The sequence below is a fragment of the Dactylosporangium darangshiense genome, from assembly GCF_039537565.1.
Classification (GTDB): Bacteria; Actinomycetota; Actinomycetes; order Mycobacteriales; family Micromonosporaceae; genus Dactylosporangium; species Dactylosporangium darangshiense.
This window is the reverse complement of sequence record NZ_BAABAT010000001.1, coordinates 601929-622341: the sequence shown is the minus strand read 5'-3', so window position 1 is coordinate 622341 and position 20413 is coordinate 601929. Positions and strand designations below refer to the sequence as shown.

18 protein-coding genes and 1 pseudogene are annotated in these 20413 nt (G+C 71.6%); 8 read left to right on the top strand and 11 right to left on the bottom strand.

Annotated elements, in window-relative coordinates:
• Positions 1 to 27: 27 nt before the first annotated feature.
• The 7 genes from pyrE to ABD901_RS02690 all read right to left on the bottom strand — a co-directional run bounded on the left by pyrE (position 28) and on the right by ABD901_RS02690 (position 7540).
• Complete coding sequence (gene pyrE, locus ABD901_RS02720; RefSeq protein ID WP_345120735.1) at positions 28 to 570, bottom strand: orotate phosphoribosyltransferase; 543 nt, start codon at positions 568 to 570, stop codon at positions 28 to 30.
• A gap of 398 nt (positions 571 to 968) precedes the next feature.
• A complete protein-coding gene (locus ABD901_RS02715) occupies positions 969 to 1763 on the bottom strand; it encodes an SDR family NAD(P)-dependent oxidoreductase (protein ID WP_345121146.1) in 795 nt (264 codons plus the stop codon).
• A 55-nt stretch (positions 1764 to 1818) separates the two neighbouring features.
• The gene (locus ABD901_RS02710) at positions 1819 to 2508 is read right to left on the bottom strand and encodes a hypothetical protein (protein ID WP_345120733.1); all 690 of its coding nucleotides are present in this window, start codon (positions 2506 to 2508) and stop codon (positions 1819 to 1821) included.
• A 52-nt stretch (positions 2509 to 2560) separates the two neighbouring features.
• Positions 2561 to 2926, bottom strand: coding sequence for a hypothetical protein (locus tag ABD901_RS02705; RefSeq protein ID WP_345120731.1), 366 nt, complete (start codon positions 2924 to 2926; stop codon positions 2561 to 2563).
• 24 nt (positions 2927 to 2950) lie between these two features.
• A complete protein-coding gene (gene clpB, locus ABD901_RS02700; RefSeq protein ID WP_345120729.1) occupies positions 2951 to 5545 on the bottom strand; it encodes an ATP-dependent chaperone ClpB in 2595 nt (864 codons plus the stop codon).
• A gap of 259 nt (positions 5546 to 5804) precedes the next feature.
• Positions 5805 to 6974, bottom strand: coding sequence for a beta propeller repeat protein (locus ABD901_RS02695; RefSeq protein WP_345120727.1), 1170 nt, complete (start codon positions 6972 to 6974; stop codon positions 5805 to 5807).
• Positions 6971 to 7540 carry a DUF1707 SHOCT-like domain-containing protein gene (locus ABD901_RS02690; protein ID WP_345120725.1) on the bottom strand — a complete coding sequence of 190 codons (570 nt, stop codon included), beginning with the start codon at positions 7538 to 7540 and terminating at the stop codon, positions 6971 to 6973. The genes ABD901_RS02695 and ABD901_RS02690 overlap by 4 nt, the downstream gene beginning before the upstream one ends.
• A 214-nt stretch (positions 7541 to 7754) precedes the next feature.
• Here ABD901_RS02690 and ABD901_RS02685 point away from each other — a divergent pair, with 214 nt between their 5' ends.
• Positions 7755 to 8189: a hypothetical protein gene (locus tag ABD901_RS02685; protein WP_380139870.1), complete on the top strand. Its 435-nt coding sequence runs from the start codon at positions 7755 to 7757 to the stop codon at positions 8187 to 8189.
• A 139-nt stretch (positions 8190 to 8328) separates the two neighbouring features.
• On the opposite strand, the gene ABD901_RS02680 is transcribed toward ABD901_RS02685, so the two are convergent.
• The 4 genes and pseudogenes from ABD901_RS02680 to dnaK all read right to left on the bottom strand — a co-directional run bounded on the left by ABD901_RS02680 (position 8329) and on the right by dnaK (position 12535).
• Positions 8329 to 8781: a heat shock protein transcriptional repressor HspR gene (locus ABD901_RS02680; protein WP_345120721.1), complete on the bottom strand. Its 453-nt coding sequence runs from the start codon at positions 8779 to 8781 to the stop codon at positions 8329 to 8331.
• Positions 8771 to 9991, bottom strand: coding sequence for a molecular chaperone DnaJ (gene dnaJ / locus ABD901_RS02675; RefSeq protein WP_345120719.1), 1221 nt, complete (start codon positions 9989 to 9991; stop codon positions 8771 to 8773). Before dnaJ ends, ABD901_RS02680 begins: the two co-directional genes overlap by 11 nt.
• 25 nt (positions 9992 to 10016) lie before the next feature.
• Positions 10017 to 10652: pseudogene (gene grpE / locus ABD901_RS02670) on the bottom strand (nucleotide exchange factor GrpE); the annotation flags it as partial.
• 17 nt (positions 10653 to 10669) lie between these two features.
• The gene (gene dnaK, locus ABD901_RS02665; protein WP_345120715.1) at positions 10670 to 12535 is read right to left on the bottom strand and encodes a molecular chaperone DnaK; all 1866 of its coding nucleotides are present in this window, start codon (positions 12533 to 12535) and stop codon (positions 10670 to 10672) included.
• Between the two features lie 226 nt (positions 12536 to 12761).
• Here dnaK and ABD901_RS02660 point away from each other — a divergent pair, with 226 nt between their 5' ends.
• The 7 genes from ABD901_RS02660 to ABD901_RS02630 all read left to right on the top strand — a co-directional run bounded on the left by ABD901_RS02660 (position 12762) and on the right by ABD901_RS02630 (position 20401).
• Positions 12762 to 14561: a GTPase family protein gene (locus tag ABD901_RS02660; protein ID WP_380137510.1), complete on the top strand. Its 1800-nt coding sequence runs from the start codon at positions 12762 to 12764 to the stop codon at positions 14559 to 14561.
• A complete protein-coding gene (locus tag ABD901_RS02655) occupies positions 14558 to 16219 on the top strand; it encodes a GTPase (protein ID WP_345120713.1) in 1662 nt (553 codons plus the stop codon). The genes ABD901_RS02660 and ABD901_RS02655 overlap by 4 nt, the downstream gene beginning before the upstream one ends.
• On the top strand, positions 16194 to 16643 hold the full coding sequence (locus ABD901_RS02650) for a hypothetical protein (protein ID WP_345120711.1): 450 nt from the start codon (positions 16194 to 16196) through the stop codon (positions 16641 to 16643). Before ABD901_RS02655 ends, ABD901_RS02650 begins: the two co-directional genes overlap by 26 nt.
• A complete protein-coding gene (locus tag ABD901_RS02645; protein ID WP_345120709.1) occupies positions 16643 to 17503 on the top strand; it encodes a fructosamine kinase family protein in 861 nt (286 codons plus the stop codon). The genes ABD901_RS02650 and ABD901_RS02645 overlap by 1 nt, the downstream gene beginning before the upstream one ends.
• A gap of 31 nt (positions 17504 to 17534) precedes the next feature.
• Positions 17535 to 18575, top strand: a complete 1041-nt coding sequence (gene moaA / locus ABD901_RS02640; protein WP_345120707.1) for a GTP 3',8-cyclase MoaA — start codon at positions 17535 to 17537, stop codon at positions 18573 to 18575.
• Positions 18576 to 18696: 121 nt separating this feature from the next.
• Positions 18697 to 18933, top strand: a complete 237-nt coding sequence (locus tag ABD901_RS02635; RefSeq protein ID WP_345120705.1) for a MoaD/ThiS family protein — start codon at positions 18697 to 18699, stop codon at positions 18931 to 18933.
• 4 nt (positions 18934 to 18937) lie between these two features.
• Complete coding sequence (locus ABD901_RS02630) at positions 18938 to 20401, top strand: metallophosphoesterase (RefSeq protein WP_345120703.1); 1464 nt, start codon at positions 18938 to 18940, stop codon at positions 20399 to 20401.
• The last annotated feature ends 12 nt before the right edge of the window (positions 20402 to 20413 follow it).

Below are 20413 nucleotides of genomic sequence, written 5' to 3'. Positions count from 1 at the left end.
TATGCGCAGGTCCGAATCGACAATTTTTCAGCCCTGTCGGCCGAGGTCGGCCGACAAAAATGCTGAGCGATAGCTCAGCCCCGCGGCGCGAACCGCCTTTTCCGCGCCTCTATCGACGATAACGGCCACACCGACCACCTCGGCGCCCGCCTCACGCAACGCCTCCACGGCCGTCAGCACACTTCCACCGGTAGTGGACGTGTCCTCGACCGCCAGGACGCGCCGGCCGGCAACGTCCGGGCCTTCGACCCGGCGCTGCAGACCATGAGCTTTGTCACTCTTGCGGACGACGAACGCGTCGAGCGGTCGTCCCCCGCGAGCGGCCGCCGCATGCAGCATCGCTGCGGCCACCGGATCGGCGCCGAGGGTCAGCCCGCCCACGGCATCGAACTCCCAGTCATCGACGAGGTCGAGCAGAACTCGGCCGACCAACGGCGCACCTGCATGGTGCAGCGTCAAACGACGGAGGTCCACGTACCAGTCGGCAACTTGTCCGGACGACAGCGTCACTCGCCCGTTGACCACGGCGAGGTCGCGTACGAGTTTCAGCAGGTCGTCACGGTCGGTCATGACCGAAGCGTACGCGCTAAATCTCCGCGGTGAATCGATGACCCGCACTCTCGGCCAAATTTAAGGCCGTCAAGGGGACAAGGGCGAATACGAAGGTGATCGCAGCGATCACCACGAGTGACGCGGGGGGTGATGGTAACGGGGGATAACGATGCACCGATGCCACACCGGCTAATCCGAATCTTGCTCTCATTAGATCGTTGCAATGCTCGATGCACGCGGCTGAGCTGCCGGAACAACCGAACGGCTGGTCCTGGGTCGACCAGACGCCCTATGGGAGCAATACCGACCGGCCATCGTCCGTTCGTACGTGACCACAATCATGCTCGATGCACCGGCCCAAATACACAGCAAACTCAATGCTTGTCGGGGTGCACGTATCGATCGCCGTGTGAGTGTTATCGATCCTCGTGCCCGATGCGTCCCCTGCTGTCCCGGGACGCACGCTGCAGCAATCCACGGGGCGCGTGGCGCATTCCGAAGACCGCCAGCTTGTACTTCCAGTCGGGCACGCTGACCATCCGCCCGCGACGCAGGTCGCGCAGGCCGTCCCGCACGACGGCACGGGCGTCCAGCCACAGCCACGACGGCGACCGGCTCACGTCGATGCCGGCGCGCTCGTGGAACTCGGTGCGGGTGTACCCCGGGCACAACGCCATGACCCGCACCCCCTTGCGGCGCACCAGCTGCGCCTGCGACTCGCTGAAGCTGGTGACCCACGCCTTGCTCGCCGGGTATGTCGAGCCCGGGCTCAGCGAGGCGAAGCCCGCCACCGACGAGACGTTGACGATGTCGCCCCGGCCACGCTCGACCATCGGCGGCAGCGCGGCCAGCGTCAGGCGCATGACGGCGTGGACGTTGAGGCGCAGCAGCTCCTCCTCGGCCTCGACGCTCGAGCGCAGGAAGGAGCGGTTGAGCGACCGCCCGGCGTTGTTGACCAGCAGGTCGATCGGGCGGGCCGGGTCGGCGAGCCGTGCCGCGACGGCGTCGCAGCCCTCGGCCGTGGCGAGGTCGGCCGGCAGCACCTCGACGGGCACGGGCAGCTCCTCGGCGAGGCCGGCCAGCCGCTCCCGATCGCGGGCCACGAGTACCAATGCATGACCCTCGGCGGCCAGCTCACGCGCGAAGGCGGCGCCGATGCCCGCGGTGGCACCGGTCACGAGGGCGGTACGCCGTTCGGTCACAGCCGCAATCTAGCCGAGACGGCGAAGGCCGGACGGGTCGTCCGGCCTTCGTGTGCTGTGCGGCTCAGGCTGTCGGCGGACCGTAGCCCGGCTGACCGGGCTCACCGGGCTGGCCCGGCTGGCCCGGCTGGCCCGGCTGGCCGGGGAAGCCGGGGCCGGGCGGAACCGGGGGCTCCCACTCCTGCTGCGGCTTGCGGAAGTACGGGTGCGAGGCCGGCAGCGCCAGCAGCACGATCGTCACCAGGATCGACAGGATCAGCACGATGCTCAGCACGGTGCTGAGCGGCATGTACCAGCCGGGGACGTCGGCGTAGACGATCTTCTGGTACTCGCTCCACGTCGGCAGCGAGGGGTTCTGCTTGCGAGCCTGGTCCCACAGCGCCGAGGCGAACAGCGCCGAGCCGAGGCCGGCGAGGCTGCAGCAGAACGCGATGCCGCCGAACACCCAGGTCAGGACGCGCCCGACCTGGTTGCCGCGGCTGACGAGGTAGCCGAGCACCACCAGGATCACGATGATCACGAAGCCGACGATGACCTCGACGGTCGAGCCGATCGCCAGCCCGGCGTTGCTCCCGTTGGTCACGCCGGCCTGGTCGTAGACCCGCTTCGTGCCGTCCGCGATCTTCTGGGCGTACAACAGCGAAAGGATCACGCTGATCACTTCGACGCCTGCAGCCACGAAAAGCAGCGTCGCGGCGAGGCTGACAGTGGACGGCCGGGCGCGCGGCGCCGGGGCCGGTACGGCGAAAGACATCGGGTTGGTACTCCTCCCAGGAAATGCCTGGGATCACCGTATAGATGTCACGCTAATCCCGCAGGCGCTCCGCAGCGTAGCGTCCGACGGTCGTGCTGCTCATGATGCAGCCACTGAACGTCTTGACCTCGGCGTCCTGCGCCTCGAGCTTGAGCCAGGCGGCCCGCCCGGCCGCCGCGTCGGCGTGCGTGAGCAGCTCGGCGGCGTAGACCCGGCCGGCCGGCGTGGCGCGGTCGAGGAGGGCCTCCAGGCGGGGGCGCAGGTCCGCGCCGTGCTCGCGCAGGCCCTCCTCGACGGCGAAGTAGGCCTTGGTGGCGGGCAGGAGGGTGCCGGCGATCCCGACACCGCCGAACGCCAGGGTGTCGGCGTCGGCGAGCAGGCGCAGTTCGTCGTCGAACACGTGTTTCTTCCAAAGCATCTGGCTATACCCTCCCACAGCTAACTAGCCGGCGGTCACCGTGAGCGCCTTCTTGTCGTCCGACAGGTCGACCAGGACCCGGTCACCGTCCCTGATTCCACCGGCCAGCAGTGCCCTGGCGAGCTGGTCGCCGATGGACGTCTGCACCAGGCGTCGCAGGGGGCGGGCACCGTACACCGAGTCATACCCAAGACTGGCCAACCAGTCACGCGCCTGGTCGGAGACCTCGAGCGCGAGCCGGCGATCGGCCAGCCTCCGGCCCAACGCATTGAGCTGGATCTCTACGATCGCACGCAGATCGTCTTGCGACAATGCGTCGAAGACCACCATGTCGTCCAGCCGGTTCACGAACTCCGGCTTGAAATGGCCCCGCACGGCGGCGATGACCGCGTCGCGGCGCTGTTCGGCGTCGAGCGTCGGGTCGTCGGCGAGCACCTCCGAGCCGAGGTTTGAGGTCAGGATCAGGATCGCGTTGCGGAAGTCCACGGTGCGGCCCTGCCCGTCGGTGAGCCGGCCGTCGTCGAGCACCGCCAGCAGCACGTCGAACACGTCCGGGTGCGCCTTCTCGACCTCGTCCAGCAGGACCACGGTGTAGGGCCGGCGGCGCACCGCCTCCGTGAGCTGTCCGCCCTCCTCGTAGCCGATATAGCCGGGCGGCGCGCCGACGAGCCGGGCGACGGTGTGCTTCTCGCCGTACTCGCTCATGTCGATGCGCACCATCGCCCGCTCGTCGTCGAAGAGGAACTCGGCCAGCGCCTTGGCCAGCTCCGTCTTGCCGACGCCGGTCGGGCCGAGGAACAGGAAGCTGCCGGTCGGGCGGTCCGGGTCGGCGATACCGGCCCGGGCGCGGCGCACCGCGTCGGAGACCGCCTGGATCGCGCGCTCCTGGCCGATGACGCGGCTGCCGAGCGAGTCCTCCATGCGCAGCAGCTTGGTCGTCTCGCCCTCCATGAGCCGGCCGGCCGGGATGCCCGTCCAGGACGCGACCACCGCGGCGATGTCGTCGGCGGAGACCTCCTCCTTGAGCATCGCGCCCGCGGACTGCAGGGCGGTCAGCTCCTGCTCGGCGCGCTCCAGCTCGTGCTGCAGGCCGGGGATCACGCCGTACCGCAGCTCGGAGGCCCGCGCCAGGTCACCGTCGCGCTCGGCGCGCTCGGCCTCGCCGCGCAGCTGCTCGAGCTGCTCCTTGGTGTTGGAGATCTTCTGGATGTGCTGCTTCTCGTTCTGCCAGCGATCGGTGAGCGCGGTCAGCTGCTCGCGCCGGTCGGCGAGCTCGGCGCGCAGCCGCTGCAGCCGCTCGGCCGAGGCGGGGTCGGGCTCCTTGGCCAGCGCCATCTCCTCGATCTCGAGCCGGCGCACGCTGCGCTCGACCTCGTCGACCTCGGTCGGCCGCGAGTCGATCTCCATGCGCAGCCGCGAGGCCGCCTCGTCGACCAGGTCGATGGCCTTGTCGGGCAGGAAGCGGTCGGTGATGTAGCGGTCGGAGAGCGCGGCGGCGGCCACGAGCGCGGCGTCGGTGATGCGCACGCCGTGGTGTACCTCGTAACGCTCCTTCAGCCCCCGCAGGATGCCGACGGTGTCCGCGGTCGTGGGCTCACCGACGACCACGGGCTGGAAGCGCCGCTCCAGGGCCGGGTCCTTCTCGATGTGCTCGCGATACTCGTCCAGCGTGGTCGCGCCGACCATCCGCAGCTCGCCGCGGGCCAGCATCGGCTTGAGCATGTTGCCGGCGTCCATCGAGCCTTCGCCCTTGCCGGCGCCGACGACCGTGTGCAACTCGTCCAGGAACGTGATGACCTGCCCGTCGGAGCCCTTGATCTCCTCCAGGACGGACTTGAGGCGCTCCTCGAACTGCCCGCGATACTGCGCACCCGCCACCATCGCGCCCAGGTCGAGGCTGACCAGCCGCTTGTTGCGCAACGACTCGGGCACGTCGCCCGCCACGATCCGCTGCGCGAGGCCCTCCACGATCGCGGTCTTGCCCACGCCGGGCTCGCCGATGAGCACGGGATTGTTCTTGGTACGCCGGGACAGCACCTGAATCACCCGCCGGATCTCGGCATCGCGGCCGATCACCGGGTCGATCTTGCCGTCGCGCGCGGCCTGCGTCAGGTCGACGCCGTACTTCTCCAGGGCCTGGAACGTCTGCTCCGGGTCGGCGGTCGTCACCTTGCGGTCGCCGCCGCGCACCTGCGGGAACGCCGCGACCAGCGTCTGCTCGGTCGCACCGGACTCCTTCAGCAGCGCCGCGACCGCGCCGCCCACGCGGGCCAGGCCGGCCAGCAGGTGCTCGGTCGAGGTGTACTCGTCGCCGAGGGGCCGCGCGATCTGCTCGGCGGCCGCGATCGCGTTGGCAAACTCGCGGGCGACGTTGGGATCCACGACGCTGGCACCGCGCGCACTCGGCAGCCGCTCGACGGCGTGCAGCGCGGCACGGCGCACGTCGGCGGGGTTGGCCCCGACCGCGCGCAACAGCCCGGCGGCGGTCGACCCGCCCGTGTCGAGCAGCGCCAGCAGCAGGTGCCAGGGCTCTACGGTCGCGTGGCCGCGCTGGCTCGCCGCGTCCACGGCGGCCTTGATGACCTCGCGACTTTTGGTGGTCAGGCGTTCGGCGTTCATCGACTCCTCGTTCCGATGCGTCCTACGGGAGGTACGACACCCGCGAGGTTGAGTCTATTCCACTCAACTCCGATTGGCGCGCGCTGTGGGTGCTTCGGGCGGTGGTTGCGGTCTCCTTGGGCGCTTCGCGCGGTGGTTGCGCGCTCTTGAGGGGCTTCGCGCGGTGGGTGCGCACTCCTGAGGGCGCTTCGCGCAGTGGGTGCGCGCTCTTGTGTGCGCTTCGTGCGCTGCTTGCTGTGGTGGGGGCGCCGGGGCTTGGCTACCTTGAGCTCACTGCTACGTGGGACCAGTCGCAGGACTTTGTTTTTACGGTGCAGAGCCAGACCTCGCCTGATTGCTGGGCGGGGTAGCCGAGGATTGTGGTTTCGTCCAGGCGGCGTAGGCGGAAGATCTGGCGGGCGCCCTGGTCGCGGGTGCGCTGCTGTTGGTCCAGGACCCAGACGCCCTGGCTGCTGGCGATCAGCACGGCGCCGCCCGGTAGGACCTCGGCGCTGAAGAGCTCGGTCACCTCGCGCATGCCCGTTGCCTCCTGCCAGGAGGAGTTCGTGCCCGTGGTGCCGGGCTGGCGGCGGGCGGCGAAGTGGGCGCCGACCAGCCAGACGTCGTCGCCGCTCGGGGAGACCACGGGCTTGACCGCGACGTTCTGGTCGGTGGAGTGTGCCGTGCCCTGGGCCTGCCAGGTGCGGCCCTTGTCGGCGCTGCTCCAGACGTTGATCGTGGTGCCGGGGGCCGGCGTGGCGGCGCCGCCGGTCGGCTGGGCGGTCAGCCACAGGGTGCCGTTGGCCGAGGCGGTCAGGCCGAGGTACTTGAACGAGCCGGCCGGGCGCGACGGGAGCGGCTGGCGGGCGCCGTCGGCGGCGATGATCCAAGGCTGGGCGTCCGGGCAGCCGCTGGCCGCGATGTCCTGGCAGCCGACCGAGTACTGCGGGTCGGCCAGGTTCAGCTCGACCGGTGGCGGGGTCAGCGGGCGCTTGTCGAAGGTGCGCCCGGTGTCCTTCGAGACGAAGTAGCCCGCCGGCGCCGCCTTGATCACCAGGACGTTGCCGCGGCCGAGGTGCATGTCCACGTCGAGGGCGTCGGTGAAGGGCAGCTGACGCTCCACCCAGCTTCCGCCGCCGTCGAGCGTCAGGACCAGCCCGACCTGGCAGGGTTGGCCGGCCACGCAGCTGGTGAACAGCGCGTAGCCGGTGTTGGGGTCGGCGAACTCCACGCCGCGCGGCGAGGTGCCCTTCGGCACGGGGACCACGTTCTGGCGGTCGTGCGGGTCCTCGGAGCCGTTCGGGGCGGGGACGTCCTCGTAGGAGACGTCGTCGGTCGGCGCGGCCTGCTCGGGCTCGGCACTCTTGCTCGGCGCGCAGGAGCCGGCGCTCAGCGTCGCGAGCAAGGCTGCGGCCAGCGCTACGGCCAGGGCCCGGCGGCGGCGTCTCACCAACGCCAGCGCCAGAATCTGCGCTGGTAGCGCACCCGGACGCTGCTGCTGCGCACCTCACCGTTGATCTTGAACGTGATGCCCTGCGCGCCGGTGTCGTATGCAGCCGGCACCTTCTGCCGCAGCGAGCTCGCGTGCGGCGCGATGCTGTCGATGTCGGCCGTGGCGCCGCGCGGCAGGACCAGGTCGATCGAGCTGGAGCGGGCCTCGAGCTGGATCTGTACCAGCTGGGTGGTGAACACGGCCTCGGTGAAGTCGAGCTTGACCGAGCCGGCGCGGGTGCTGATCAGCAGGCGCCGGGGCACGGACCAGCGGCCCTGGCGCTTGAGGTTGGACGAGTGGTTGCGGATCTCCAGCTGGTCCGGAACCGCGATCGGCCCCTTCTGCGGCAGGTCGCCGACATACGGCTCGATCTCGCCGAAGGTGCGCGAGCGCAGGACCCCGTCCACGCGCTCCTCGAACTCCGACAGCGTCAGCCGGCCCTCCGCGACGGCGGCGTTGAGCTGCGCCACCACGAGCTCCCGCTCGGCATCGGAGATACGCATGTCCGGACGGTCCGTGCTCACGACGACACTCTAATCCCGATCGTGAGTCATTGACATACTGCGTTTGCCGTCCACTTCCGGCGGAAAAATCCGGATATTCCAGGGTTTACCGAGCGTAAGGATCCTGTTCGGCTCTTCCCATGCAACCAGGTGGCGGGCTAAGTTGTCGCCGAAACCAGGACCTCTGGCGATGTGCCGGCATCGCTCGGTGATCACCCGCTGGCCACGGGAGCTGATGGTGAGCGTGACACAGGCGGGATTCCGAGGGTTTGCAAACCCCGTCGACCCTACCGCAGCCGAACTGCGCGCGTGGGCCTATCACCCCGACGCCTCCCTGCTGCAGACAATGCCCCCTGACTGGGACCTGCTGGTCGCAGGCGACCGCCTGATCGGCACGCTGTTCGAGCTGGCCATGGACCCGGCCTGCCCGGCACGCCGCTTCGCGCTGCACTGCCTCTACATCTACGCCGCGGACGGCATTCGCACCCACTTTCGGGCCCACCCGAAACGCCGCCTGCGGAAGTTCGTGGAGCAGGCCGAGGAGAACGGCGACGAGATCCTCACGACGTGGGCCCACAACGCGAGGATGCTGCTGGCCCGCCCCGAGCTCTTCGAGTACCACGACTGGTGCGAGGGCGGCCTGGTCCGCCAGCCCCGCCGCCTGAGCTGACAGCCCGCGAAAACGCCGAGGGGCGCCTCATCACTAAGGCGCCCCTCGAACGTGACCACACCCTTTGTGTGCGCTCCGGTCAGCCTCCGGATCGCACCGCACCATTCCCACCAGGGGTTGTGCCCAGTGCCCGCGCCCGTCAAACGTTCTTTGACGGGCGCCATACGACCAGGGCCGTCTGGTGCTGGTTGGATGGGACGAGGTCGCGGCGGGGGAAGCCCGCGGCCTCGATCTGTGCCAGCCGTGTGCGCAGGCGGACCACCTCGGCCTCGAGATCCGCGACCCGCTGGCGCAGGTCGCCGACGAAGCCCTCGAGCTCGATGATCCGCTTGATGCCGGCGAGGTTGACCCCCTCCTCCTGGCTCAGGCGTTGCACCTCGCGCAGCAGCGCCACGTCGCGCTCGCTGTAGCGGCGGCCGCCGCCGGAGGTGCGGCCGGGCTGCACCAGGCCCATGCGGTCGTACTGCCGCAGGGTCTGCGGATGCATCCCGGCCTGCCGGGCCGCGATGGAGATGATCAGCACCTTGGCGTCGGAGACCGTCTCGAAGCGCAGGAAGACCTCGTGCTCCGCGGCGTCGTCGTCATCGTTCATAGCTGCTGCGCTCCCGTGCGATCGCGTCGAGCCGCTCGCGAGGAGCCGGCGGCGCCGCGGCCGCATAGTCGGACAGGGCCTGCCGGGCCGCCTCGGACAGCTCGGCCGGCACGTGAACGTCGATGGTGACCAGCAGGTCGCCGACGTTGCCGTCGCGCCGGGCGACGCCCTTGCCGCGCACCCGCAGCGTCCGGCCGCTCGGGGTGCCCGGCGGCACCCGCAGCGTCACGGTCGCGTCGAGGGTCGGCACGCGCAGGTCGGCACCGAGGGCCGCCTCCGCGAACGTCACCGGCACCGTCAGCGTCAGGTCATCGCCGCTGCGGCCGAAGACCGAGTCGGGCCGGACCTTGATGAGCACGAACAGGTCGCCGGGCGAACCGCCCCGCGTGCCCGGCTCGCCCCGGCCGGCCAGCCGGATGCGCTGGCCGTCGGAGACTCCGGCGGGGATCCGCACGTTGATCGTGCGGGTCTTGGTGACCCCGCCGGTGCCGTGGCACTCCGGGCACTTCTCGTCGACGATGGTGCCGACGCCCTGGCACTCGCGGCAGGGCTCGGTGAAGCTGAACGAGCCCTGGTTGCTGCTCACCACGCCGTGGCCGTGGCACTTGGGGCACGTCCGTGGGGCCGTGCCCGGCGCCGCGCCGTTGCCGTGGCAGGTCTCGCAGGTGCCGGGCGTGCGCAGGGTGATCGGCAGCGTCGCACCCTGCACCGCGTCGACGAAGTTGAGCACGACCTCGGTCTCGACGTCGCGCCCGCGGCTTCGGCGCGCGGTCGTCGGGCCGCCGCCTCCACCACCCGAGAAGATCGAGCTGAACAGGTCCGAGAAGCCGGCGCCGCCGAAGCGGCGATCACCGCCGGCGCCGCCGGTGCTCGCGCCGGCACCGGCGTTGCCGAACAGGTCGGTGAAGTCGAACCCGGGGCCGCCCGCCCCCGCCGGGCCGCCGGCCCGGGCGTTGCGACGGAACTGGCCCGCGCCGAACAGCGACCGCATCTCGTCGTACTCTTTGCGCCGCGCCGGGTCGGAGAGCACGTCGTATGCCTCCGACACCGCCTTGAACTGCTCCTCGGCCGCCGCGTTGTTCGGGTTGCGGTCGGGGTGCAGCTCGCGCGCGAGCTTGCGGTACGCCTTCTTGATCTCGTCGGTGGGAGCGGATTTGGTGACGCCCAGAACCGCGTAGAAATCCTTTTCCAACCAGTCCTTCGAACTCATTGCGCCACCTCCTCCAGGCGTGCGTCTACTCCGGGTCGGCTACCGCGACCAGCGCCGGTCGCAGTAGCCGCTCGCCGAGGAGGTAGCCGCGCCGCATCACGTCGATGCAGGTCGGCTCGGTCACCTCGGCCGAGGTCAGGTGGGCAACCGCCTCGTGGCGGGTCGGGTCGAACGGGTCGCCCTTGGCACCGAACACGGTCAGCCCGAACTTGGTCAGCGCGGCGTTGAGCTGCTCCGCCACCGCCCCGAACGGCCCGACCAGGTCCCCGTGCTCACGGGCCCGGTCGAGGTCGTCGAGGACGGGCAGCAGCGCGCCCAGCACGTTGGCACTGGCCTGCTCGACCACCAGCGCCCGGTCGCGGTCGACCCGCTTGCGGTAGTTGGCGTACTCGGCGGTGACCCGCTGCAGGTCCCGCGTGCGCTCGTCGAGCTCCGTGCGCAGGGCCGCCAGCTCCGCGCCCAGCCCGTGCTGGTGCGCGTCGTCGGTCGTGCCCTGCGCCGCTGCCTGGTTTGTTTCGGCCGTGGCGTGAACCGTGAACTCCTCGTCCACGATCTCGCCCTCGACCGGCTTCTCCTCCTCCGGCTCCGCAGTGGCCTCGGCCGTCACGTCGGTCTCCTCGACCGGCTCGACAGCGTCCGCCTCGGGCGCCTCCGGCGCGGCCGGCTCCTGCGCATCCGTCACTTCTTGTTGTCCTCGTCGATGATCTCGGCGTCGACAACGTCGTCCGGCCCGTTGCCGGACGTCGCGCCGGTGCCCGCGCCGCCCGCAGCGCCCGTGGCGCCGCCCGCGTCGCCGGCCGCCTGCTGGCGCTGCTGCTCGTACAGCGCGCTGCCGGCCTGCTGCGAGACCTGGGCGAGCTTCTCGTGCGCCGCTTTGATCCGCTCGGTGTCGTTGCCGCCGAGCGCGCTGCGCAGGTCGCCCAGCGCCTCGTTCATCTGCTCCTTGGCGTCGGCCGGGATCTTGTCGCCGCTCTCGGCGAGGAACTTCTCGGTCTGCCACTGCAGGGCCTCGGCGAGGTTGCGGGTCTCCGCCTCCTCGCGGCGGCGCTTGTCCTCGTCGGCGTGGTCCTGCGCGTCGCGCATCATCCGCTCGATGTCGTCCTTCGGCAGCGCCGAGCCGCCGGTGATCGTCATCGACTGCTCCTTGCCCGTGCCCAGGTCCTTGGCGGACACGTGCACGATGCCGTTGGCGTCGATGTCGAAGGTGACCTCGATCTGCGGGACGCCACGCGGCGCCGGCGGGATGCCGGTCAGCTCGAAGGTGCCGAGGCGCTTGTTGTACGCCGCCATCTCCCGCTCGCCCTGGAAGACCTGGATGAGCACGGAGGGCTGGTTGTCGTCCGCGGTGGTGTACACCTCGGAGCGCTTGGTCGGGATGGTCGTGTTGCGCTCGACCAGCTTGTGCATGATGCCGCCCTTGGTCTCGATGCCCAGCGACAGCGGGGTGACATCGAGCAGCAGGACGTCCTTGACCTCGCCCTTGAGCACGCCGGCCTGCAGGGCGGCGCCGACGGCGACGACCTCGTCCGGGTTGACGCCCTTGTTGGGCTCCTTGCCGGTGAGCTGCTTGACCAGGTCGGTCACGGCCGGCATACGGGTCGAGCCGCCGACCAGGATGACGTGGTCGAGCTTGGCCAGGTTGATGCCGGCGTCCTTGATCGCCTGCTCGAACGGCACCTTGGTGCGGTCCAGCAGGTCCTGCGTCATCCGCTGGAACTCCGAGCGCGACAGCTGGGTGTCCAGGTGCAGCGGGCCGTCGGGGCCCGCGGTGATGTAGGGCAGGTTGATCGAGGTCGTGGTCGCGGCGGACAGCTCGATCTTGGCCTTCTCGGCCGCCTCACGCAGCCGCTGCATCGCCATCTTGTCGGCGGACAGGTCGATGCCGTGCTGGCCGCGGAAGGTCTTGACCAGGTGGTCGATGATCCGCTCGTCCCAGTCGTCGCCGCCGAGGTGGTTGTCGCCGGAGGTCGACTTGACCTCCACGACGCCCTCGGCGAGCTCCAGGACGGAGACGTCGAAGGTGCCGCCGCCGAGGTCGAAGACCAGGACGGTCTGCTCCTTGGAGCCCTTGTCCAGCCCGTACGCCAGGGCGGCCGCGGTGGGCTCGTTGACGATGCGCAGCACGTTGAACCCGGCGATCTCGCCGGCCTCCTTGGTGGCGGTGCGCTGCGCGTCGTTGAAGTATGCCGGCACGGTGATGACCGCGTCGGTGATCTGCTCGCCCAGGTAGGCCTCGGCGTCGCGCTTGAGCTTCATGAGCACCCGCGCGGAGATCTCCTGCGGGGTGTACTTCTTCCCGTCGATGTCGATGGCCCAGTTGGTGCCCATCTCGCGCTTGACCGAGCGGATGGTCCGGTCCGGGTTGGTGACGGCCTGCCGCTTGGCGACCTCACCCACAAGGACCTCACCGTTGCGGGCGAACGCGACGATCGACGGCGTCGTGCGCGCACCTTCGGCGTTGGCGATGACGCTGGGCTCGCCGCCCTCCAGGACACTGACCACCGAGTTGGTGGTTCCGAGGTCGATGCCGACCGCACGTGCCATAGCTGCTTGACCTCCATGCGGCAGTCGACGTTGGTCGCCGGCTGCGAAGTTGAGTGACAGTCACTCAATAGTGCCACGAGTCGCTCGATCGTCAAGTGGAACCTTGAGCCCAGTTGACGCAACTCCTCCGGGCCCGGGGTGATTCCCGCGTGTGATTGCGCTCCGTCGCATCGATGCTCACGCGCATTACGTAGCGCTGACGAGCCGTATCGGGCACGCTTTACCCGTGACCACACAGGGCGAGTCGGTGTCCGCCCGGTCGGCGGCCGCAGACCCTTCGGCGGATGGCCCGTCGTCCGGTCGTCCACCGCGCCCGCGCCAGCCGGACCAGTCGCTCGTCGGCGCCCTGGTGGGTCTGCGCGACACGGTCAAGGGGACCCGGTTCGCCCTGCCGCTGCCCAGCGCCGAGCGCGCCGACACGGTCGCCGGTGCCATGGTCGCCCAGCTCGACGACTACCTGCTGCCGCGGCTGGAGCGCCTCGACGCGCCGCTGCTGGTCGTGGTCGGCGGCTCGACCGGCGCCGGCAAGTCCACCCTGGTCAACAGCCTGGTCCGCACGCCGATCAGCCCCGCCGGGGTGCTGCGCCCGACCACGCGCGCCCCCGTCCTGGTCTGCCACCCGGCCGACATGGCCTGGTTCTCCCGGGCCAACCTGCTGCCGTCGCTGACCCGCACGACCGGGCCGAGCACCGACCCGCGCTCGCTGCAGGTCGTCTCCGCACCGGCGCTGTCGCCCGGCCTGGCGCTGCTGGACGCGCCCGACATCGACTCGGTCGTGGACGCCAACCGCCAGCTGGCCGGGCAGCTGCTGGCCGCCGCCGACCTCTGGCTGTTCGTGACGACCGCCGCGCGGTACGCCGACGCCGTGCCCTGGACGTTGCTGCAGACCGCCCGCAACCGGGGCACCGCCGTCTCGCTGGTGCTCGACCGGGTGCCCGGCGGCGGCGCCGCGGACGAGATCGGCCCGCACCTGACCCAGATGCTGCGCGACCACGACCTCGGCGGCGTGCCGCTCTTCGTGCTCCCCGAGACCCGCCTGGACAGCCAGGGCCTGCTCACCGAGGGGCAGATCGCGCCGCTAGCCGACTGGCTGGGGCGGCTCGCCCGCGACGCCGAGGCCCGGGCCGCGGTCGTGCGCCAGACCGTCGGCGGGGCCATCGACGCGCTCACCATCGACGTGGTGATCCTGGCCGCGGCCGCCGAGGACCAGGTCGGCGCGGCTCGCGCGCTCGGCGAGGCGGTCCACGTGGCCTACCGGGCCGCGACCGAGTCCGTCGAGAAGGGCATCCACGACGGCGCCCTGCTGCGCGGCGAGGTGCTGGCGCGATGGCAGGAGCTGGTGGGAACCGGCGACATCATGCGCGCATTGCAGGCCCGGGTCGGCAAGCTGCGCGATCGCGCGGTGGCCGCGTTCACCGGGCGGCCCGCGCCCGGGGAGCAGTTCCAGCAGGCGCTCGGCTCCGGGCTCGCGGTGCTGCTCAAGGGCGCCGCCACCGACGCCGCGGAGCGGGCCGGCACCGCTTGGCGGGCGCACCCGTCCGGTGCGGCGCTGCTGGACGCCGCGCCGGGGCTCGTGCACCCGTCCGAGGACCTCGGCGAGCGCATCGACCGGCTCATCCGCGACTGGCAGCGCTCGGTGCTGGAGCTGGTGCGCACCGAGGCCGGCGACAAGCGGGTGGTCGCCAAGGCCAGCGCCTACGCGGTCAACGCGACCGGCCTGCTGGTCATGGTCAGCGTCTTCGCGGCCACCGCGTTCATCCCGACCGGCGCCGAGATCGCGGTCGCGGGCGGCACCACGATCGCGGCGCAGAAGGTGCTGGAGGCGATCTTCGGCGACCAGGCCGTCCGCTCGCTGGCCGAGCGCGCCCGGCGGAGCCTGGCCGAGCGGGTCGCCGCGCTGTTCGACGCCGAGGCCGAGCGCTTCCGCAGCGTGCTGGACGGCGCCGGGGTCGACGAGGAGCTGTCGCCGCGCCTGCGCGCCCTGAGCGTCGCCATCCACAACGCGCGGCCCGAGGTTGACGAATGAGTCTGGTGGAGCGAATCAAACAGGTGGTACCACGGCAGCAGCGTCCGGTCGACGCGGACCTGCTGCACACGCGTGTCGAGGCGCTGCGCCGCTTCGTCGCGGCGGCCGAGAACCACGTGCCCGAGGACCAGCTCGTCGCCGCGCGCACGGTGATCGACCGGGCGGGCGAGCGGCTTGCGCTCTCCCGCGCGCACACCGTCGTCGCGCTGGCCGGCGCCACCGGCAGCGGCAAGTCCAGCCTGTTCAACGCGCTCGCCGGCTTCCAGCTCTCCCGGGTCGGGGTCCGCCGGCCGACGACCGGCGTCGCCCACGCCTGCGTGTGGGGCGAGGCCGGCGCGGCGCCGCTGCTGGACTGGCTCGGCGTGCCGCCCAACCGGCGCTTCACCCGGGAGAGCGCGCTGGACGGCAACGACGAGGCGGCGCTGCGCGGGCTCGTGCTGCTCGACCTGCCCGACTTCGACTCGATCGAGGCCCGGCACCGGCTCGAGGTCGATCGGCTGCTGCGCCTGGTCGACCTGGTGATCTGGGTGCTCGACCCGCAGAAGTACGCCGACCGAGTGGTACACCAGCAGTACCTCGCCCAGTTCCAGCGCCACCGCGACGTGACCGTGGTCGTGCTCAACCAGGCCGACCGGCTCAGCCGCGCCGACGCCGAGCGGCTCGTGGTCGACCTGCGCCGGCTGCTCGACGCCGACGGCCTGGCCGGCGTGCCCACCTTCCCGACCTCGGCCAAGGGCCAGCCCGGCCTGGCCACGCTGCGCAGCGGGCTGGAGCGCGCCGTCGCGGCCCGGGCGGCCGCCCTGCTGCGCCTCAACGGCGACGTCAACCAGGCGGTCGCCGACCTGCAGCCACTGGTGGCTTCGGGAGCCAAGGCCTCCGCGGCGGTACCGCGGGCCACGGTCGACAACCTCGCGCACGCACTCGGCGAAGCCGCCGGCGCCCCGATCGTGGCGGCCGCGACCGAGCGCACCTATCGCCACCGCGCGACCGGCACGCTCGGCTGGCCGTTCCTGCGCTGGATGCGCCGGATGCGCCCAGACCCGCTGCGCCGCCTCCACCTCGAGGGCGGCCCGGTCGCACGCCCCGAAGCGACCTCCCTGCCGGAGTCGACGGCGGCGCAGAAGGCGGCCGTCACCCTCGCCTCCCGCGAGGTCGCCGCGGTCGCCTCGGAGGGACTGCCGGAGCCGTGGCCGGCCGCGATCGCCGCCGCGTCGCGATCGCGGGTCGACGACGTGCCCGACGCGCTCGACGTCGCCGTGGCCTCGGCCGACCTCGGCGTCGTCACCAAGCCGCTGTGGTGGCGGCTGGTCGGCGCGCTGCAGTGGCTCGGCGCCGCGACCGCGCTCGCCGGGCTGGTGTGGCTCGCCGTGCGGGCCTTGTTCGCGCTGCTCGGCCTGCCCAGCCTGGACGGGCCGACGGTCGGGGCCGGCATACCGCTCGCGACCCTGCTCCTCGGCGGCGGCCTGCTCTTCGGCGTGCTGCTCGCCGTCGTGATGCGGCCCTTGGTCGTCATCGCCGCCCGCCACGCGCGGGCCCGGGCCGAGCGTCGGCTGCGCGAGTCGATCGCCGCCGTGGCCAACACCCACATCGTCGTGCCGGTGCAGGAGGTGCTGCGCTCGTACGATGACGCGCGTGAAGCCCTCGCCGCTGCCGCCTAGGATCGCCCGGCTCGTCCGCCCGGTTCGCCGCCTGTGCTTCGCCGGCCTCGGCCTGGTCAACCTCGCGTGGGGCGCGTGGGCCGTCGCCGCGCCCGCGCACTTCTTCGCCACGTTCCCCGGGTTCGGGCTGCACTGGACGGCGAGCTACCCGCCGTACAACCAACATCTCATCGTCGACCTGGGCGCGACCATGCTGACGCTGGCGACGCTGTTCGCCGCGGCGGCGATCGCGGACCGGCCCGCGGTGAGCTGGGTCGTCGGGCTCGCGACCGCGGTCTTCGGCACGCTGCACTTCGGCTACCACGCGCTGCACGCCGGGCACATGGGCACGACCGATCGGGTGCTGAGCCTGTTGAGCCTGGTCGGCGGGGCCCTCGTGCCGCCCGCCATCGCGGCGACACACCACCTGGAAGAGGCCGGCTGATGGACCTGCAGTACCTCCGCGAGCACCCGGCCCAGCTGCCCGTCTTCATCAAGCACCAGCGGATCCGCGAGACGCCGGTGCCGGGCGGTTCGATCTGCGTCGCGCAGCGGCTCACGCTCGACGACGGCGGCTCGATCTTCGCCAAGTCGCTCGCCGACCCGCCCGCGGGCTTCTTCGCCGCCGAAGCCGCCGGCCTGCGCTGGCTGCGCGAGGCCGGCGCGGTGCCGGTGCCCGAGATCATCGCCGAGCTGCCGGACATGCTCGCGCTGGAGTGGATCGACCACGGCGAGGCCACCCCGTCGGGCGCGGAGGAGCTCGGGCGCGGGCTGGCGCGGCTGCACCGCTCGGGCGCGGAGGCGTTCGGTGCGCCCTGGCCCGGGTACATCGGCAGCCTCCCGATGCCCAACGAACCCTCCTCGCTGCCGTGGGGCCAGTGGTTCGCCCGCTTCCGGATCCGCCCCTTCCTGGAGGCGTCGACCGGGGCGCTCGAGCCCGCCGACATCGCCGGGGTGGAGCGGGTGATGGCCGGCGTCGACTCCTACGGCGGCGACGAGCCGCCGGCGCGCATCCACGGCGACCTGTGGCCCGGCAACGTGCTGTGGGACCGCCGGGGCCGCGGCTGGCTCGTCGACCCGGCCGCGCACGGCGGGCACCGCGAGACCGACCTGGCGCTGCTCGGCCTGTGGGGCGGCGCGCCCTTCTACGACCGGCTGCTTTCCGCATACCGGGAGGCCTGGCCGCTCGCCGACGGGTGGGAGCGGCGGGTCGCATTGCACCGGCTGTACCTCATGCTGGTGCATACCGCGCTGTTCGGTGCGCAGTACCGCGAGTCGGTCCGCTCATTACTTCGCGCCCTCTGACCAAGACCCAGTTTCGGGTACCGTTCGACGCATGACCCTTTCGGTTCCGCACGAACCTCCGGGGGCCGGCCTGGCGGACCGGCACGGGCGAGTGGCGACCGACCTGCGGGTCTCGCTGACCGACCGGTGCAACCTGCGCTGCAGCTACTGCATGCCCGCCGAGGGCCTGGACTGGCTGCCCAACCCGGCGCTGCTCACCGACGCCGAGATCGTGCGCCTGATCGACATCGCCGTGCACCGCCTCGGCATCACCGACGTCCGCTTCACCGGCGGCGAGCCGCTCGTGCGCCGCGGCCTGACCGAGATCGTCCGCGCCGTGGCCGCGATGCCCCAGCGCCCGCGGATGATGCTCACCACCAACGGCATCGGCCTGGCCCGCCTCGCCGCGCCGCTGGCCGAGGCCGGGCTGGACCGGGTGAACGTGTCGCTGGACACCACCGACCCCGTGCGTTTCAGAGAGATCACCCGCCGCGACCGCCACGCCGACGTGGTCGCCGGCCTCGCCGCCGCGGCCGAGGCGGGCCTGGTGCCGGTGAAGATGAATGCGGTACTCCTGCGCGGCGTCAACGACGACGAGCCCGTCGAGCTGCTGCGCTTCGCCCTCGAGCGCGCCTACGAGCTGCGCTTCATCGAGCAGATGCCGCTCGATGCCGGCCACACCTGGCGGCGGGAGGAGATGGTCACCGCCGCCGAGATCCTGGCCGGCCTGCGCGCCGAGTTCACGCTGCTGCCCGACCCCGACGCGCGCGGCGGCGCGCCCGCGGAGACCTGGGTGGTCGAGGGCCACGCCGGCGTCGGCGGCCGCCCCGCCAAGGTCGGCGTCATCGCGAGCGTGTCGAGCCCGTTCTGCGGCGCCTGCGACCGCACCCGCCTCACCGCCGACGGCGCGATCCGATCCTGCCTGTTCAGCCAGGAGGAGATCGACCTGCGCGGCGCGCTGCGCTCCGGCGCCACCGACGAGGAACTGGCCGACCTGTGGCGCAAGGCCATGTGGGCCAAGCCGGCCGGGCACGGCATCGACGACCCGCGGTTCCTGCAGCCGGCCCGCCCGATGTCCGCGATCGGCGGCTGAGCGGCCATGTCGCTCCCACGCCGCTCGCCCGCGCCAACTGCCACGATCGGCGGCTGAGCGGCCGTGTCGCTCTCCCGCCGTTCACCCGCACCAACCGCCGCGATCGGAGGCTGACCCCTCAGTGCTGCTCGTGCGTTATTTCGCCGGTGCCCGTGCGGCCGCCGGCGTCCCGGAAGAGAAGATCGAGGCGGCGACGCTGGGCGACCTGGTCGCGACGATCACCGCGGAGCGCCCCCGGCTGGCCTCGGCCCTGACCGCCTGCTCCTTCCTCGTCGACGGCACCTCGTGGCGCGACCGCGACGCCGCCCTGCCGGCCACCGCGACGATCGACGTGCTGCCCCCGTTCGCGGGCGGCTGAGCCGGTGATCTTCGCGCTGCTGGCGGTGGTGCTCGTCATCATCGGAGCCATTCACTGGTACCTCTGGAAGCGCCTCGTCCGCGACACCACCCGCACCCGTCGCGCACGCCGGATCGGCACCGCCGTCGCGGTGGTGCTCGCCCTGATCATCCCGGCGACGCTGGCCCTGTCGCGGACGCTGCCCCACTCGCGGCAGCCGCTGGTCGCGTGGCCCGGGTTCCTGTGGCTGGCGATCATGTTCTACCTGCTGGTGACGCTGCTGATCCTGGAGCTTCCCCGCCTGGCGCTTCGCCTCTGGCTTCGCCGCCGTGAGGTTCGCTCGGGCAGTGGTTCCGACAGTGGTCCGGTCAGTGGTTCCGACGGTGGTCCGGGCAGTGGTTCCGGCAGTGATGCAGACAGTGGCTCCGACGTTAGCTCCGGCAGTGGTTCTGACATTGGCTCCCGCGTTGGTTCCGACATTTCTTCTGACGACGGAAATGTCGGAAATATCCCTCGCGGAGCGGGGGATATTTCCGGTTCGAGCAAAGCGTCCGGCCAGGGTTCGAGCAAAGCGTCCGGCGAAGGCTCGGGCGAGGCGTCCGACGATCAGAGCGCGTTCGCGGCTGCCGCGCCGCCGCGGACCGTCGACGAAACGGACGAGCGGTTCGATGCGGGGCGGCGGCTGCTGCTCGGGCGGTCGCTCGCCGTCACCGCCGGGGTGCTTTCCGCGAGCGCGGTGGGCATCGGGGTGTACCAGGCGATGAGCGCGCCCAACCTCAAGCGCGTGCCGATCCGGCTGGCCAAGCTGCCGGCGAGCATGGACGGGTTCCGCATCGCGCTGGTGTCCGACATTCACCTCGGTCCGCTGCTCGGGCGCTCGCACACCGAGCGGATCGTGCGCATGATCAACGGGGTCGGCGCGGACCTTGTGGCCGTCGTCGGGGATCTCGTCGACGGGAGCGTTGCCGAGCTCGGTGCCGCCGCCGAGCCGCTGCAGGACCTGCGGGCCAAGCACGGCAGCTTCTTCGTGACCGGCAACCACGAGTACTTCTCCGGCTACCAGGAGTGGGTCGACGAGGTGAACTCGCTCGGCGTGCGGGTGCTGCGCAACGAGCGCGTCGACGTGCTCGGGCTCGATCTCGCCGGGGTCAACGACGTGAGCGGCGGGGACGTCGGCGACGGGCCCGACTTCGGCAAGGCGCTCGACGGGCGCGACGCCGCCCGGCCCGTGGTCCTGCTCGCACACCAGCCGGTCCAGGCGCACGAGGCGGCGCGCCACGGCGTCGACCTGCAGCTGTCCGGCCACACCCACGGCGGGCAGATGGTGCCGTTCAACCTGCTCGTGGGCCTGCAGCAGCCGGTGGTCGCGGGGCTGGGCAACGTCGACGGGACGCAGGTCTACGTCACGCGCGGCGCCGGCTTCTGGGGCCCGCCGGTGCGCTTCGGCGCCCCGCCGGACATCTCCGTGGTGGAGCTGCACGGCGCGTAACCGGCGCCGCCC